Here is a 14,186-nt window from a genome sequence, read left to right as displayed (position 1 = left end):
CCGCCGGTGGTGTGTGGTCAGCTGCGCCAGACGTCGCCGGTCAGCGTGACCTTGCCGGAGGACGGCACCGTCCCGGTGCGGTTGGCGCCGCTCTCCCAGGTGACGTTGCCGCTCGCGTCCTTGCGCAGGTACTTGTACTCGAAGGACGTGCCGGCGGGCAGAGCGACGTCGAGCTTCCAGACGGGGTACGTCGCCGGGTCGAGCTTGAGCGCGCTGCCGGGGGCCCAGTTGCCGAGCGCGGCCTGGTTGCCGGTGACGTAGATGTTCTGGCCGAGCTGGGTGGTGGCGTTGACGCCGAAGGTGACACCGGACTGCCCCGTACCGGGGTCGGGGGCCGTTCCGCCACCGGTGCAGGTGCGGGCGCCGGTGTGCAGGGCCAGGGCGGTGTCGGCGGCGAGGGTGGCGGTGAACTGCCCCGAACCGTTGACGGTGACACCCTTGCCGGACTGCACGTCGCAGTAGTCGCCGGCGGGCAGCGACGTCTGGAACGTCCGGCTCAGCGAGGAGCCCTCGTGGTTGATGGCGACGTACGCCTTGGAACCCCGGCCGAAGGCGATCTGGTCGCCGCCGTTGTCCCACCAGTTGGAGACGGCCTCACCGCGGGCGGTGTTGCGGAAGCCGACCATGGACGCGATCTCACGCCAGGCGTGCTGGCACTTCCAGCCGCCGCTGAAACAGGCGCTGACCTGTCCGCCGCTGGGCGGGCCGGCGTCCTTGTCGGACCACTCGTAGCCGGAGTGGACGTCCGGGGAGCCGTAGGGGTAGGCGAGCATGAAGACGCCGGCCAGGGTGTATGTGGCGCCGTCCTTGTAGTTCAGGGTGTCGCCGCCGCGTTCGGTGTCGTGGTTGTCGACGAAGACCGCCGACTTGCCCGACTGCATGAAGCCCCAGCCCTCGCCGAAGTTCTTCAGGTTGGCGAGGTTCTCGTTGTTGAAGACCTGCTTGAGGCCGCGGCCGTAGCGGAACTCCTGGACGTCACCGCTGCCGAGGTACTCGGACGGCGAGACGGCCTCGCCCGCGCCGTGGATGGCCTCGTGCTTCCAGTAGACGCCGGTGTTGGTCAGCCGCGACTTGATGTTCGCGAGGTCGGCGGCCGGCATGTGCTTGGCGGCGTCGATGCGGAAGCCGTCGACGCCCAGGGAGAGCAGGTCGTTGAGGTACCCGGCGATCTTGCCGCGTACGTACTCCTCGCCCGTGTCCAGGTCGGCGAGGCCCACGAGTTCGCAGTTCTGGACGTTGCCCCGGTCGCCGTAGTTGCTGATCTGCGACTGGCAGTCGTTCATGTCGCTGACCGAGTAGACGCCCGGGTAGTCGTACTTGGTGTACGAGGAGCCGCCCGTTCCGGTGCCGGAGCCGGCCGACATGTGGTTGATGACCGTGTCGGCGATGACCTTCACACCGGCGGAGTGGCAGGTGTTCACCATGTTCGCGAAGGCCGTACGGTCACCGAGGCGTCCGGCGATCTTGTAGCTGACCGGCTGGTACGAGGTCCACCACTGGCTGCCCTGGATGTGCTCCTGGGGCGGGGAGACCTGGACGAAGCCGTAACCCGCGGGGCCGAGGGTGTCCGTACAGGCCTGGGCCACGGAGGCGAACTTCCACTCGAACATCACCGCGGTGACGTCCTTGGCGCCCGGCGGCGCGGCCTGGGCCGTTCCGGCGGTTCCGAGCCCGGTGGGGAGGGCGAGGACTGCGGCACCCATGGTGAGGGCGAGCGCGCCAGACAAGGGTCTGCGTGCCATGACTTTCCTCCTGCGGTGGGGGAAGTGCGGGGATGGCGGAGCAGCCTCACATGGCAACGCGCCGTGCCCTCAAGGCTCATGCAGGTTCTTGCAGCAAGGATGCAAAAAGCCTGTGCGCAGCAGACCGTACGAGCACTGCTTGCCCTGGTCAACCCCCTGGACATCACGCGATTACATCCCGATCACATCCTGGAAATCCTGGAGTTTTCTCCCTGCAAGGTCTTACGCAAAATATTGCGCGCCTGTTAAGTTCATCCCGACTCCGGCCCGGCCGGCCGGGGGTCCGGTCCGCCGGGTCCCACGCGCCCGGCCGGCCGGGCCGGTCACGCCACGGAGAGGCCCCGACGTCGCTTCCCCGCCGGCCCATCCTGGGCCGACGCCGGGGCCTCTCCTGTGCGTTGCCCGTGACGGAGGCCGTCATCGGGAAGCCACGGACAGCCCAGCTCTCCGGATCAGACCGTTCCGCGTCCGCCACCTCCCACCGACCCTCGACCGGGCCGCGCCGGGTCAGGCGCGGGTGGTTCTGAAGCGGCGTCTGTAGTCGGTCGGGGTCGTGTCCAGTCTGCGGCGGAAGGCCCTGACGAGGGTGTCCACGGTGCCGAATCCGCACGCGGACGCGACGCTTTCGAGGGTGGCGTCGGTGGATTCGAGCCGGCTCCGCGCCACCTCGACACGGGCCGACTCGACGTAGGCGTGCGGAGTCGTGCCGAGTTCGGTCTTGAAGATCCGGGTGAGCTGCCGGTCACTGACGTGGGCGTGTTCGGCGAGGTCCGCGACGGTGAGCGGCTCGCCGATGTTACGCATGATGTGGTGGCGGAGGTCTTCGATGCGCCGCGTCGTGGACAGCTGCTCCAGGGGGACGCTGAACTGGCTCTGGCCGCTCGGCCGTTTCAGGTACATCACGAGTTGCCGCGCCACGCTCAACGCGATGGCCTCGCCGAGGTCGTCGGCGACGAGGGCGAGTGACAGATCGAGGCATGCGCTGATTCCCGCGCCGGTCCACACGTCGCCTTCGCGGATGAAGATCGGATCGGCGTCGACCTCGACGGCCGGATGGTCGGCGGCCAGCTGCTGCGCGGTCGACCAGTGGGTGGTGGCGCGTCTGCCGTCGAGGAGCCCTGCGGCTGCCAGGATGTGCGCTCCGACGCAGACGGAGGTGACCCTCCGGGTACGGCCGGCGAGTTGCCTCACCCGCGCCACCACGTGGGGGTCGATGAGCGGGTGCACACGGCGGCGGCTGTCGGTCTCGACCGCGCCGGGCACGATCAGGGTGTCGATGCGCTCCGTGGACAGCTCGTCGAAGGTGACGTCCGGGAGGACGCGTACCCCTGCACCGGTGGTGACCGGGGCCATGGTCTCCGCGGCGAGGACCACGTCGTAGCCCGCCGCCTCATCCGACTCGCGTCGCGCGAGGGAGAACACCTCCGGGGGTCCTGTGACATCGAGCAGGTCGACTCCGGCGAAGAGGACGACGACGATCAGCCGTCTGACGGTGCTCATGGGACTCCCGGGGCCGGTGAAGTCGATGTCGGTTTCTGCAGGTTAGACGACATTGCCGACACACGGTGGTGCCCATAGCGTCTGAGGTGCAGGTCATCGCCTCGGTGAGCTGCTCTCGGACACTCGATCCCCAGGTGGTTCCCCATGCCCAGAACGACGTTGCGCCAGCTCAACGGTCTCGACGACACCCCGGCGAAGCTCGCTGGATCGACCCTGGTCCTCGTCGACTACCAGAACACGTACACGACCGGTGTGATGGAGCTGGACGGCTGGCAGGCCGCACTGGATGCCGCGGCCGAGCTGCTGGCACGGGCCCGGCAGGAGGGCACGAAGGTCATCCATGTCATCAACGACGGCGGCGAGGGCACCCCGTACGACATCCGGGCCGAGATCGGCCGGATCCACCCCGGTGTCGCACCGGCCGAGGGTGAGCCCGTCGTCGTGAAGCGGGCTCCGGACGCCTTCGTCGGTACGGACCTGGGCCGGCACGTCGACGCCGCGGGCAACACCGATCTGGTCGTCGCGGGGTTCATGACGCACATGTGCGTGGCCTTCACCGCCCAGGGTGCCTTCCTGCGCGGCAACCGTGTCACCGTCGTGGCCGACGCCTGCGCCACCCGGGCGCTGCCGGTCGCCGGCACCGAACTGGACGCCCAGCAGGTGCACCTCGGCGCGCTCGCCACCATCGCCGACCTGTACGGAGTCGTCGTCCCGTCCCGGAAGGAGCTCGCCTGAGGAATCGCCCTGTACGACCTGCCGCCCGGCTGCTCAGTAACTGTGGCCGGGCCAGTGCGGGTCCTCCCAGCGCGCGGAGCCGGACAGACCGAGCAGCCGTACGCAGTGGAGCAGTTCGGCTGAGGCGCCCTGGGAACGGAGGCGCGCGGGAGCGTGGACGGCCAGCCAGGTGCTGAGCTCACCGATCCGCTGCTCGTCGTGCTCCCAGGCGTACCAGGGGAGTTCGTCTCCCAGCAGGTCGTACTCCCACTGGTTCACGGCTTCCACCAGCCGCCGGTCGGCCGTGGGGTGGGTCGTTCCCTCCCACACGGAGAGCCACGGGGCCACCGTGCCCGAGGCTTCGGCACACAGGGCGAAGACCTCGTACGCCGGGACGGCCGGGTCGGGCGTCACCAGGCTGTCGGCCCACCACGCGTGCAGGAACTCCCGTACCGAGCCGGCCTGGCCGGCGGGCCACCCCTGCCACTTGCCCCGCTCGAAGGACTGGCCGACGTCACCCATGTCGAAGAGCGGGTCCACCTCGCCCTCGACGAGAGCTGTCGCGAGCTGAGGCAGGACGCGGCGCAGCACGGCTCCGTGATCGCGCCAGTCCGTCGCCTGCCAGGCGCGCCGCAGCAGGTCGGGGTCGAGCCGCACATCCGGGGTCTTGAGCTCGGCGAGGTCCTCGGCGCTGCCCCAGTGGCACTCGCAGTTGTTCTCGTCCGGGACGGCTGTCATGCCACGGAAGACGGCCGCGAGGTCGTGCAGTGCGGCTTCGAGGCGGAGGCGGGACGGGGTGCGGCGGGAATGAGTCATGGGCTGTCGCCTTAGGGACTCCGGCCGGCCGCGCCGGCCGAAGATCACCACGTTACAGGCCCCGGCGCGGACGGCCCACGGATATTTCCGGCGCCCACCGGGTCGGGGGGCCCCGCGACCCGGTGGCGGCGGTCACCGTACGAGGTCGATCTCGGCCCAGACCGTCTTGCGCGGGACCGGCCCCACCTCCACGCCCCACCGGTCGGCCAGCGCCCCGACGATCAGCAGACCCCGCCCCGACTCCGCTTCCCCGGAGGGCACATCGACGGTTCCGGGCACGGGCGGGAGCCGTTCGCCCCGGGTGTCGGTCACCTCGATGCGGAGCAGGCCCTCGCGATGGACGGCGAGGCCCAGCCGGAAGTCCCGGCCCGGTACGCGGCCGTGCAGGGCGGCGTTCGCGGCCAGTTCGGCCACGATGTTCACCGCCGGCTCCGTGGGCAGCCCCCAGTGCCCGAGATGCGCTGCGGCGAGCAGCCGCGCGAGCCTGGCTCCTCGACGCGTGGGAGAGAGCAGCACGGCGAACTGCCGTACCGGAACGGAATTTTCGGTTCGGGTGATTTCTTCGGTCACATCACGCAGCGTGGCCGTTTTTGCTTACCGTGAGGAGGGACAAGCCGGTTACGTACGGTGATTGTCCGGTCCTTGTCCAGTGCTGTCCCGACTGTCCGGGGTGACTCGCGGGGGACAACCGAGGTTGGTGCAGGAACGGCAGGCGCGTCAGAAGTGGGGCACGGATGAGCGTGGACGAGGCTGGTACGGCGCACGGGAACGACGGAGCCGACGAGCCCGGCTGGGAGGTCGATCCCGACGACGAGTCGGGGGCGGCGGTGGTCGCCTCGGTGGGTCGCCAGCTCAAGGCCTGGCGGGAGGCGGCGGGCATGCGGGCCGGTGAGTTCGGGGCCGCGATCGGGTACGGGGAGGACCTGGTCTACAAGGTGGAGGGGGGAAGGCGGATCCCCCGGCCGGAGTTCCTGGACAAGGCGGACAAGGCGCTGGGAGCGGGTGGGAAGCTCGCCATGTTCAAGAAGGAGATGGCGGAGGTCCGTTACCCGAAGAAGGTGCGGGACCTGGCGAAGCTGGAGGCGAAGGCCGTCGAGGTGGAGGCGTACCACCACCACAACATCAACGGCTTGTTGCAGACCGAGGAACACATGAGGGCCCTCTTCGCCTCGTGGCTGCCGGCCTACACACAGAGCGAGATGGACCGTGTGGTGGCGGCGCGACTGGGGCGGCAGTCCATCTTCGATCGGGCCGCCGCCCCGTCTCTGAGCTTCGTCCAGGAAGAGGTGACACTACGCCGCCCGGTCGGAGGCACAATGGTTCTGCGTCGCCAGCTCGAACGCCTACTGGAACTGGGGCGGTTGCGAAACGTGGCAATCCAGGTGATGCCGACGCATCGGGAAGAGCATCCCGGGACAGGCGGGCTGATCGAAGTGTTGAGATTTCCCGACGGCAGTGCGGTGGGCCGCTCCGAGGGGGCGTTCAGTGGTCGCCCGGTCTCCGATCCGAAGCACCTCAGAATCCTCGGACTGCGCTATGGCATGATCCGGGCGCAGGCTCTTACGCCACGTGAGTCGCTGGCCTTCATTGAGCAACTGCTGGGAGAAACATGATCCACAAGCCCGCTGCAGGGGAAGCCGCCGAGCTGGAGTGGTGCAGGAGCAGCTACAGCAGCAGTGGTGACGGCAACGACTGCGTCGAGGTCGCCGCCGCCCCCCTGGCAGTTCACGTACGCGACTCCAAGACCGTTCCCGGCGGCCCCCACCTCGGCTTCGCCCCCGCCGCCTGGGACGCCTTCCTGGCGTACGCATCCGGCAGGTGACCTGGGGGATCTGTCGCCCCCCGGCGTCGGAGGAGTGTCGGTCGCCCAGGTCGTCAGCTCCGGCTTCGTAAGCTCACGATCCGTTCCACAGGCGTACGCAGGACGGGGCCGGGTCCCCCCTCCGGACCCGGCCCCGCACGCCTCTCACGGCGCGCCCGTTCAGGCGCCCCGCACCGCCGCGGTGGAGCCGCGGACCACCAGCTCCGGCTGAAAGACGTACTCCGTGCGCTGCACGGGACTGCCGCCGATCTCCTCCAGCAGGGCGCCCACCGCCGCCGCCGCCATCGCCTGCACCGGCTGGCGCACGGTGGTCAGGGGCGGGTCGGTGAAGGCGATGAGCTGCGAGTCGTCGAAGCCGACGACGGAGACGTCCCGCGGGACGTCGAGGCCCCTCCCCCGGGCCGCTCTGACGACGCCGAGCGCCATCAGGTCGCTGCCGCAGACGATGCCGGTGCAGCCGCGGTCGAGCAGCGCACCGGCCGCGACCTGGCCTCCCTCGACGCCGAACAGCGTGGAGCAGACCAGGAGTTCGGCCTCGCTCCGGTCCATGCCCAGCACGGACACGGCCGTGTCCACGAAGCCGTCGCGCTTGCGCCGGGAGGGCACATAGCGCTGCGGTCCGATGGCCAGGCCGATCCGCCGGTGTCCCAGCTCCGCGAGATGGCTGACGGCCATCCGGACGGCTGCCTGGTCGTCGGGCGAGACGAACGGGGCGCTGATGCGCTCGTTGTAGCCGTTGATCAGGACGAACGGCACGCCCCGGTCGGTGAGCGCGGCGTAGCGCGCCGGGTCCGCCGAGGTGTCGGCGTGCAGCCCGGACAGGAAGACGATCCCGCCGACGCCACGCTCGACGAGCTGTTCGACCAGTTCGTCCTCGGTGGCGCCGCCGGGCAGCTGGGTGCAGAGCACGGGCGTGTAGCCGTGCCCCGCGAGCACCTGCTCCACGGACTGCGCGAACGCCGGGAAGATCGGGTTCGTGAGCTCGGGTGTCACCAGCCCGATCAGCCCGGCACTGCGCTGCCGCAGCCGCACGGGGCGTTCGTAACCGAGGATGTCGAGCGCCGCGAGCACCCGCTGACGCGTGGTGTCCGCGACGCCCGGCTTCCCGTTCAGCACCCGGCTGACGGTGGCCTCGCTGACCGCGGCCTGACCGGCGATGTCGGAGAGCCGCAGCGCCGGTCCGGTCCTGGGTGCGGGGACGGTCACACCGTCCACCACACCGTGGTGTCGGCGGGGAGCTCGAAGGTGTCGCCGTCGACGGTCACCGGGGCGCTGGCGAGCAGCAGGGTGCCGGGGACCGTGACGCGTACCGGGGCGCCCGTGGTGTTGACGGTGCAGACGAAGCCGGGACGGCCGATGGCCAGTACGCCCTCGGGGGCGTCCAGCCACCGCACGTCCGTGCCGGCGCCGAGCCCCGGGTGCTCGCGCCGTGCGGCGATCGCGGCGCGGTACAGCTCCAGCGTGGAGCCCTCCACGCCGGTCTGCGCCTCCACGGAGAGCGCGCCCCAGCTGTCCGGCTGCGGAAGCCAGCTGCTGCCGCCGCCGAAGCCGTACGAGCTGCCCTCACGGGTCCACGGGATCGGCACCCGGCAGCCGTCGCGGAAGCCGTCCTGGCCCTCGGCGCGGAAGAACGACGGGTCCTGACGGGCCTCGTCGGGCAGGTCGGTGACGTCCGGGAGGCCGAGCTCCTCGCCCTGGTAGACGTAGGCGGAGCCGGGCAGCGCCAGCATGAGCATGGTCGCCGCGCGTGCCCGCCGCAGGCCCAGCTCGGGGTCGCCGGGGGTGCGGATCTGGGTGCCCAGGCCCGGCGGGTTGGCGAAGCGGGTGGTGTGGCGGGTGACGTCGTGGTTGGAGAGCACCCAGGTGGTGGGGGCGCCCACCGGACGCATCGCGTCGAGCGAGGAGTCGATGACGGCGCGCAGCGCGGCGGCGTCCCAGGCGGTCGACAGGTACTGGAAGTTGAAGGCCTGGTGCATCTCGTCGGGACGCACGTAGTTGGCGGTGCGCTCGACGGTGGGGGTCCACGCCTCGGCGACGAGAATACGGTCGCCCGGGTACTCGTCGAGGATGGTGCGCCAGCTGCGGTAGATCTCGTGCACGCCGTCCTGGTCGAAGAACGGCATGACATCGTTGCCCAGCAGCTTCAGCTGGTCGTGGGACCCGAGGTCCGGCAGACCCTCGGCCTTCACCAGGCCGTGGGCGACGTCGACGCGGAAGCCGTCGACGCCCACGTCGAGCCAGAAGCGCAGGATGGAGCGGAACTCGTCGGCGACGGCCGGGTGTTCCCAGTTGAAGTCGGGCTGCTCGGGCGCGAAGAGGTGGAGGTACCACTCGCCGGGGGTGCCGTCCGGGTCGGTGGTCCGGGTCCAGGCCGGTCCGCCGAAGATGGACTCCCAGTCGTTGGGCGGCAGTTCGCCGTCGGTGCCCTTGCCGGGACGGAAGTGGTAGCGCTCGCGCAGCGCGGAGCCGGGGCCCTCGGCGAGGGCGCGCTTGAACCACTCGTGCTGGTCGGAGGAGTGGTTCGGCACCAGGTCGACGATGATGCGCAGACCCAGTCCGTGGGCCTCACGGATCAGCGCGTCGGCGTCCAGGAGCGTCCCGAACATCGGGTCGATGGCCCGGTAGTCGGCGACGTCGTACCCCGCGTCGGCCTGCGGCGACGCGTAGAACGGGCTGAGCCAGACGGCGTCGACGCCGAGGTCCCTGAGGTAGGGCAGCCGCGCGGTGACGCCCGGGAGGTCGCCCATGCCGTCGCCGTTGCCGTCGGCGAAGCTCCGTGGATAGACCTGGTAGATCACCGCGTCCTGCCACCAGCCGGTGCGGTGGCCCGGGGCGTCGTCGGACGTGCCGGTGGAGGGGGCAGCGAGGTGCTGGGTCATGTCGTCCCTGGGGTGTCTGGGTGGGGAGCGGCGCCGGGACCGGGTCGGGGATCCGGCGCCGCCGTGACGTTGCGTGCGGTCGTACGGGACTGGGTGCGTCAGCCCTTGACGGCTCCGGCGGACATGCCGGTGACCAGGTGCTTCTGCGCGAAGAGGAAGACCAGTGCGGCCGGGATGGCGATGAGCACGGACGCCGCGGTCATCGGGCCCCACTGGGCTCCGTACTGGTTGACGAACTTCTGCAGTCCGCCGGCGAGCGTGAGGTTCTCGTCGCCGACCATGAAGGCGGAGGCGTACGCCACCTCGCCCCAGGCGGTGATGAAGGAGTAGAAGGCGGTGACGGCGAGGCCGGGCTTGGCGAGCGGCAGGATGAGCCGCCAGAAGGTCCCGAACGGGGTGAGTCCGTCGACCTGCCCCGACTCGTCGATCTCGTGCGGGATCGTGTCGAAGAAGCCCTTCATCATCCAGGCGCAGAACGGCACCGAGATGGTGAGGTAGGTGATGACGAGGCCGGCCGGCTGGTTGAGCAGGCCGATGCTCGACATGATGTTGTAGATCGGCACGATGAGGACGGCGACCGGGAACATCTGGGTGATCAGCAGCGTCCACATCAGCCCGCGCTTGCCGGGGAACCGGAAGCGGCTGACGGCGTAGCCGGTGGTGGCGGAGACGAAGACACCGATGACGGTGGAGAGCCCCGCGATGATCACGGAGTTGCCGAACCAGGTCAGGAACTCGGTGTCCTTGATCAGGTTCGTGTAGTTCTCGAACGTCGTCTCCTTGAAGAAGTCCGTAGTCGTCGCGAACTTGGCGGGCTTCAGCGAGGTCAGCAGGACCCACAGCACCGGGAAGACCGCGATCACCGAAGCGATGATCAGGGTGAGGTGCAGGGCCACGGATGCGAGCGGCGAGCGGTCGCCGCGCAGCTTGGGCTTGCGGGCGGAGTGCCGGGCGGTCTGTGCCGTGACGGTGGTCACCAGTTGTCTCCCTGCGTGCGGAGCACTCGCCGGTAGACCACGGCGAAGAGCATCAGGAGTACGAGGATCAGGACGCCCCAGGTGGAGGACTGCGCGAAGTCGCGCGGGCTGATCTCGAAGGAGAATTTGTACGCCTGGGTGACCAGGATCTGGGTGGCCTCGCCGGGTCCGCCGCGGGTCAGCAGGAAGATCACCGGGAACATGTTGAAGGTCCAGATGGTGGAGAGCAGGATCACCGTGGTGGACACCGGGCGCAGTCCGGGAAGCGTGATGTGACGGAAGCGCTGCCATGCGGTGGCGCCGTCCATCTCCGCGGCCTCGTACTGCTCCGAGGGGATCGACTGCAGTCCGCCGAGCAGGGCGACCATCATGAACGGCACGCCGAGCCAGACGTTGACGGCGATCACGGAGAACTTGGCCCAGGTGGGGTCGTTGAGCCACGGTATGCCGTCGATGCCGCCGCCGCCCAGGATCTTGTTGAGCAGCCCGCGGTCCTCGTTGTAGAGGAAGCGCCAGGCGAAGACCGAGACGAAGCCGGGGATGGCCCAGGGCAGGATCAGGGCCATGCGGTAGGCGGAACGTCCCGCGATACGGCGGTTGAGGATGTTGGCGAGCGCCATGCCCAGGCAGAAGGTGATGCCCACGCAGGAGACCGTCCACACCAGCGTCCAGCCGAGCGTGCCGAGGAACTGGGTACCCGTCAGCGCGTCGACGTAGTTGTCCACGCCCACGAACTCGTAGGTGGCGGGCAGTTCGTTGACGCCGATGGACCGTGCGACGTTGCGCTCGTTGGCGTCGGTCAGCGACAGCCAGATACCGCGGACCAGCGGGTAACCGATGATCACGCCGATCACGAGCACGACCGGGGCGACCATGGTCCAGGCGTACCAGTGGACCGACATGGCCCGCCGGAACTTACTCGGTGGAGCGGGGTTACCAGTACCGCGGCTCCGGCCGCGGGCGACGTCGTCGCCCGCGGCCTTCGCCACCGACTGGCTGGTGTGGACAGCCATCAGCCGGCCTGCCTTCCTGAGTTACTTCCAGCCCTTGAGGAGCTTGCGGTAGGAGTCGCCGGTCGCCGAGGCGGCCTTCTCCGGCGTGGTCTGGCCGGTGAGGACCTTGGTGTACTCGGTGACGAGCGGCGCGAAGAGGCTGCCGGTCTCCGGGATCCAGGGGCGCTCGACGGCGGTCTCGACGACCGGCTTGAAGAACTGCACGATCTCGCTGTCCGCGGCCTCCTGCTTGGAGTAGGCCGAGGTGCGGGTCGGGAGGAGGTTCAGCTCACCGGCGGTCTGCGCCTGCGACTCGACCGAGGTCATGTACTCGACGAAGGCGTACGAGGCGTCGAGGTTCTTGGAGCCCGCGTAGACGGCGAGGTTGTGGCCACCCTGCGGGGCGCCCTGCGCGGCCGAACCGGCCGGCACCGGGGTGATGCCCAGGTTGGCCTTGTCGGTGAACTCCTTGCCGGTCAGCGTGTCCGCGACGGCCCACGGGCCGTTGATCATCATCGCGACCTTGCCGTCCTTGAACGACGACTGCATGTTCTCCCAGCCGTCGGTGGCGTCGGTCTTCGCGGCGCCGGAGTCGACCAGGTCCTTGACGGTCTCGAAGGCCTTGACGCCCTCGGGCTTGTCGACCGTGACGGCCTTCGAGTCGGCGTCGACCAGGTCGCCGCCCTCGCCGTAGAGGAAGGAGAGGAACCAGTACGCGTCGTCGCCGCGCAGGTAGAGACCGGTCTTGCCGGTCTTGTCCTTGATCTTCTTCGAGACGGCCTTGAGGTCGGCGATCGTCTTGGGGATCTCGACGCCGGCCTCGGCGAAGATCTTCTTGTTGTAGAAGATGCCCATGGAGTCGATGACCTGCGGGACGGCGTACGTCTTGTCCTTGTACTTCGTCGACGCGGCGGCCTGCTCCAGGAAGTCGTCCTGGTCCTTCAGCGCGGCGGTGCCGTCCAGCGGGGCGAGGTAGCCGAGGTCCGCGAACTCAGGGGTCCAGGCGACCTCGGAACGGATGACGTCCGGGGCGCCGGCGCCGGCCTGAGCGGCGTTCTTGAACTTGTTCTGCGCCTCGCCGAAGGGAACGTTGACGTACTTGACGTCGACCTTCGGGTGCTTCTTCTCGAAACCCTCGGCGATCTTCTTGAAGACCTTGTCCTCACTGCCGACGGTCGAGGTGTCCCACCACGTAACCGTGCCGGAGAGCTCGCCCGAGCTCTTGCTGCCGCCGGTCTCGTCATCGCTGCCGCAAGCGGTAGCCGCGAGCGCCAGGGCCGCGACCAGGGCGGTGGCCGTTATGCCACGTCGCATCTGAACTCCTTCAACTGCCGTACCGCTCCGTCGCGGCGCCGGGTCGACGTGAACGTAACAAGGATGAAAGACGACCGAAAGACCTTGCGGAAGATTTCTGCAAGCTCCGCTGATCGTTACATTGGCGTGTCCGCAAGGTTGCCGTCAAGACTCTTGACCAGACGCTCTTCTCCCTGCACATGGCAGGCCAGAGTGGTCACGGAGCCCGCCGGAACCCCTGCACGTGATGCGCGGAGGGGCTCCGCAAGGCCTTGCAAGATGTTGCCGCGCACCGTGCGAGCGGCGGTGAGGGCTGGTACGGAGTGCCCGGACACCGCGCATGGTGGGCAATCCGACACGCGCCCGGTACAGTCCATTGCCATGACCGCACGGCTTGCCGATATCGCAACTCAGGCGGGGGTCAGCGAAGCGACGGTCAGCCGAGTCCTGAACGGCAAGCCCGGTGTCGCGGCGGCCACCCGTGAATCCGTCCTCGCGGCGCTCGACGTCCTCGGCTACGAACGCCCCGTGCGGCTGCGCCGGCGCAGCGCCGGTCTCGTCGGCCTGATCACGCCCGAGCTGGAGAACCCGATCTTTCCCGCGCTGGCCCAGGTCATCGGCCAGGCGCTCACCAGGCAGGGCTACACGCCGGTGCTGGCGACCCAGACGCCGGGCGGCTCCACCGAGGACGAGCTCACCGAGATGCTCGTCGACCGCGGGGTCTCGGGCATCATCTTCGTCTCGGGACTGCACGCCGACACCTCGGCCGACATGCAGCGCTACGAGCAACTGAGGGCCCAGGGCGTTCCCTTCGTGCTGGTCAACGGCTTCTCCCCCAAGGTGCAGGCACCGTTCATCTCACCCGACGACCGCGCCGCGATGCGGCTGGCGGTGACGCATCTGGTGGCGCTGGGGCATCAGCGCATCGGCCTGGCGGTCGGGCCCAAGCGCTTCGTCCCCGTGCTCCGCAAGATCGAGGGTTTCCACGCCACGATGCGGGAGCAGCTGGATCTCACCCCGGACGAGGTCGAGGAGCTGATCCAGCACTCCCTGTACACGCTGGAGGGGGGCCAGGCGGCTGCCTCGGCGCTGATGGAGCGCGGCTGCACGGCGGTGGTGTGCGCGAGCGACATGATGGCGCTCGGCGCGATCAGGGCGGCGCGGCGGCTGTCGATGGAGGTACCGCGCGACCTCTCGGTGGTCGGCTACGACGACTCGCCCCTCATAGCGTTCACCGATCCGCCGCTGACCACGATCCGCCAGCCGGTGACGGCGATGGGCCAGGCCGCCGTCCGTACACTGCTGGAGGAGATCGGCGGCACACCCGCTCCGCACAGCGAGTTCGTCTTCATGCCCGAACTGGTCGTACGCGGTTCAACTGCTTCGGGTCCGGGCCCCTCCTCCGGCCCCCGCGCGCGTCGGTGAAGTAGCCGATGTGCGACCGGAACCCG

At 69.3% G+C, this 14,186-nt stretch carries 13 protein-coding genes; 4 read left to right on the top strand and 9 right to left on the bottom strand.

Annotation, left to right across the window (positions count from 1 at the left end):
- Positions 1-17: 17 nt before the first annotated feature.
- Together ABZY45_RS03820 and ABZY45_RS03815 are read right to left on the bottom strand one after the other, a co-directional pair.
- On the bottom strand, positions 18-1,742 hold the full coding sequence (locus tag ABZY45_RS03820; protein WP_356735758.1) for a carbohydrate-binding module family 20 domain-containing protein: 1,725 nt from the start codon (positions 1,740-1,742) through the stop codon (positions 18-20).
- A gap of 507 nt (positions 1,743-2,249) precedes the next feature.
- Positions 2,250-3,242, bottom strand: coding sequence for a DJ-1/PfpI family protein (locus tag ABZY45_RS03815; protein ID WP_356735756.1), 993 nt, complete (start codon positions 3,240-3,242; stop codon positions 2,250-2,252).
- 144 nt (positions 3,243-3,386) lie between these two features.
- Here ABZY45_RS03815 and ABZY45_RS03810 point away from each other — a divergent pair, with 144 nt between their 5' ends.
- Positions 3,387-3,977, top strand: coding sequence for a cysteine hydrolase family protein (locus ABZY45_RS03810; RefSeq protein WP_356735754.1), 591 nt, complete (start codon positions 3,387-3,389; stop codon positions 3,975-3,977).
- 33 nt (positions 3,978-4,010) lie between these two features.
- Here the strand turns inward: ABZY45_RS03810 and ABZY45_RS03805 are convergent, their stop codons facing one another.
- Both ABZY45_RS03805 and ABZY45_RS03800 read right to left on the bottom strand, forming a co-directional pair.
- The gene (locus ABZY45_RS03805) at positions 4,011-4,772 is read right to left on the bottom strand and encodes a hypothetical protein (protein ID WP_356735752.1); all 762 of its coding nucleotides are present in this window, start codon (positions 4,770-4,772) and stop codon (positions 4,011-4,013) included.
- 132 nt (positions 4,773-4,904) lie between these two features.
- Positions 4,905-5,342, bottom strand: a complete 438-nt coding sequence (locus ABZY45_RS03800) for an ATP-binding protein (RefSeq protein WP_356735750.1) — start codon at positions 5,340-5,342, stop codon at positions 4,905-4,907.
- A 164-nt stretch (positions 5,343-5,506) separates the two neighbouring features.
- On the opposite strand from ABZY45_RS03800, the gene ABZY45_RS03795 reads away from it, so the two are divergent.
- Both ABZY45_RS03795 and ABZY45_RS03790 read left to right on the top strand, forming a co-directional pair.
- Complete coding sequence (locus tag ABZY45_RS03795) at positions 5,507-6,385, top strand: helix-turn-helix transcriptional regulator (RefSeq protein ID WP_356735748.1); 879 nt, start codon at positions 5,507-5,509, stop codon at positions 6,383-6,385.
- Positions 6,382-6,594, top strand: a complete 213-nt coding sequence (locus ABZY45_RS03790) for a DUF397 domain-containing protein (protein ID WP_356735746.1) — start codon at positions 6,382-6,384, stop codon at positions 6,592-6,594. The genes ABZY45_RS03795 and ABZY45_RS03790 overlap by 4 nt, the downstream gene beginning before the upstream one ends.
- A gap of 159 nt (positions 6,595-6,753) precedes the next feature.
- Here the strand turns inward: ABZY45_RS03790 and ABZY45_RS03785 are convergent, their stop codons facing one another.
- The 5 genes from ABZY45_RS03785 to ABZY45_RS03765 form a co-directional block, all read right to left on the bottom strand.
- Entirely contained in the window at positions 6,754-7,812 is a 1,059-nt protein-coding gene (locus ABZY45_RS03785) for a LacI family DNA-binding transcriptional regulator (protein WP_356735744.1), read from the bottom strand.
- Positions 7,797-9,473 carry a glycoside hydrolase family 13 protein gene (locus tag ABZY45_RS03780; RefSeq protein ID WP_356735742.1) on the bottom strand — a complete coding sequence of 559 codons (1,677 nt, stop codon included), beginning with the start codon at positions 9,471-9,473 and terminating at the stop codon, positions 7,797-7,799. The genes ABZY45_RS03785 and ABZY45_RS03780 overlap by 16 nt, the downstream gene beginning before the upstream one ends.
- Before the next feature lie 98 nt (positions 9,474-9,571).
- Positions 9,572-10,450 carry a carbohydrate ABC transporter permease gene (locus ABZY45_RS03775; RefSeq protein WP_356735740.1) on the bottom strand — a complete coding sequence of 293 codons (879 nt, stop codon included), beginning with the start codon at positions 10,448-10,450 and terminating at the stop codon, positions 9,572-9,574.
- Positions 10,447-11,463 (bottom strand): sugar ABC transporter permease, encoded by a 1,017-nt coding sequence (locus tag ABZY45_RS03770; protein ID WP_356735738.1) that lies wholly within the window; start codon positions 11,461-11,463, stop codon positions 10,447-10,449. The genes ABZY45_RS03775 and ABZY45_RS03770 overlap by 4 nt, the downstream gene beginning before the upstream one ends.
- Positions 11,464-11,484: 21 nt before the next feature.
- A complete protein-coding gene (locus ABZY45_RS03765; RefSeq protein ID WP_356735736.1) occupies positions 11,485-12,756 on the bottom strand; it encodes an extracellular solute-binding protein in 1,272 nt (423 codons plus the stop codon).
- A gap of 360 nt (positions 12,757-13,116) precedes the next feature.
- Here ABZY45_RS03765 and ABZY45_RS03760 point away from each other — a divergent pair, with 360 nt between their 5' ends.
- Positions 13,117-14,160 carry a LacI family DNA-binding transcriptional regulator gene (locus tag ABZY45_RS03760; RefSeq protein ID WP_356735734.1) on the top strand — a complete coding sequence of 348 codons (1,044 nt, stop codon included), beginning with the start codon at positions 13,117-13,119 and terminating at the stop codon, positions 14,158-14,160.
- Positions 14,161-14,186: the final 26 nt, after the last annotated feature.

Origin of the sequence: Streptomyces sp. NPDC006516, assembly GCF_040611875.1 — a bacterium.
GTDB lineage: Bacteria > Actinomycetota > Actinomycetes > Streptomycetales > Streptomycetaceae > Streptomyces.
The sequence above is the reverse complement of the archived record's forward strand: the minus strand, read 5'-3'. Positions and strand labels throughout refer to the sequence as shown.

Bases quoted from the DNA above. Each gene is read 5' to 3' on its own strand.
- ABZY45_RS03795 (WP_356735748.1), top strand. From the start codon at position 5,507: ATGAGCGTGGACGAGGCTGGTACGGCGCACGGGAACGACGGAGCCGAC.
- ABZY45_RS03780 (WP_356735742.1), bottom strand. From the start codon at position 9,473: ATGACCCAGCACCTCGCTGCCCCCTCCACCGGCACGTCCGACGACGCC.
- ABZY45_RS03805 (WP_356735752.1), bottom strand. From the start codon at position 4,772: ATGACTCATTCCCGCCGCACCCCGTCCCGCCTCCGCCTCGAAGCCGCA.
- ABZY45_RS03765 (WP_356735736.1), bottom strand. From the start codon at position 12,756: ATGCGACGTGGCATAACGGCCACCGCCCTGGTCGCGGCCCTGGCGCTC.
- ABZY45_RS03810 (WP_356735754.1), top strand. From the start codon at position 3,387: ATGCCCAGAACGACGTTGCGCCAGCTCAACGGTCTCGACGACACCCCG.
- ABZY45_RS03770 (WP_356735738.1), bottom strand. From the start codon at position 11,463: ATGGCTGTCCACACCAGCCAGTCGGTGGCGAAGGCCGCGGGCGACGAC.
- ABZY45_RS03790 (WP_356735746.1), top strand. From the start codon at position 6,382: ATGATCCACAAGCCCGCTGCAGGGGAAGCCGCCGAGCTGGAGTGGTGC.
- ABZY45_RS03815 (WP_356735756.1), bottom strand. From the start codon at position 3,242: ATGAGCACCGTCAGACGGCTGATCGTCGTCGTCCTCTTCGCCGGAGTC.
- ABZY45_RS03820 (WP_356735758.1), bottom strand. From the start codon at position 1,742: ATGGCACGCAGACCCTTGTCTGGCGCGCTCGCCCTCACCATGGGTGCC.
- ABZY45_RS03760 (WP_356735734.1), top strand. From the start codon at position 13,117: ATGACCGCACGGCTTGCCGATATCGCAACTCAGGCGGGGGTCAGCGAA.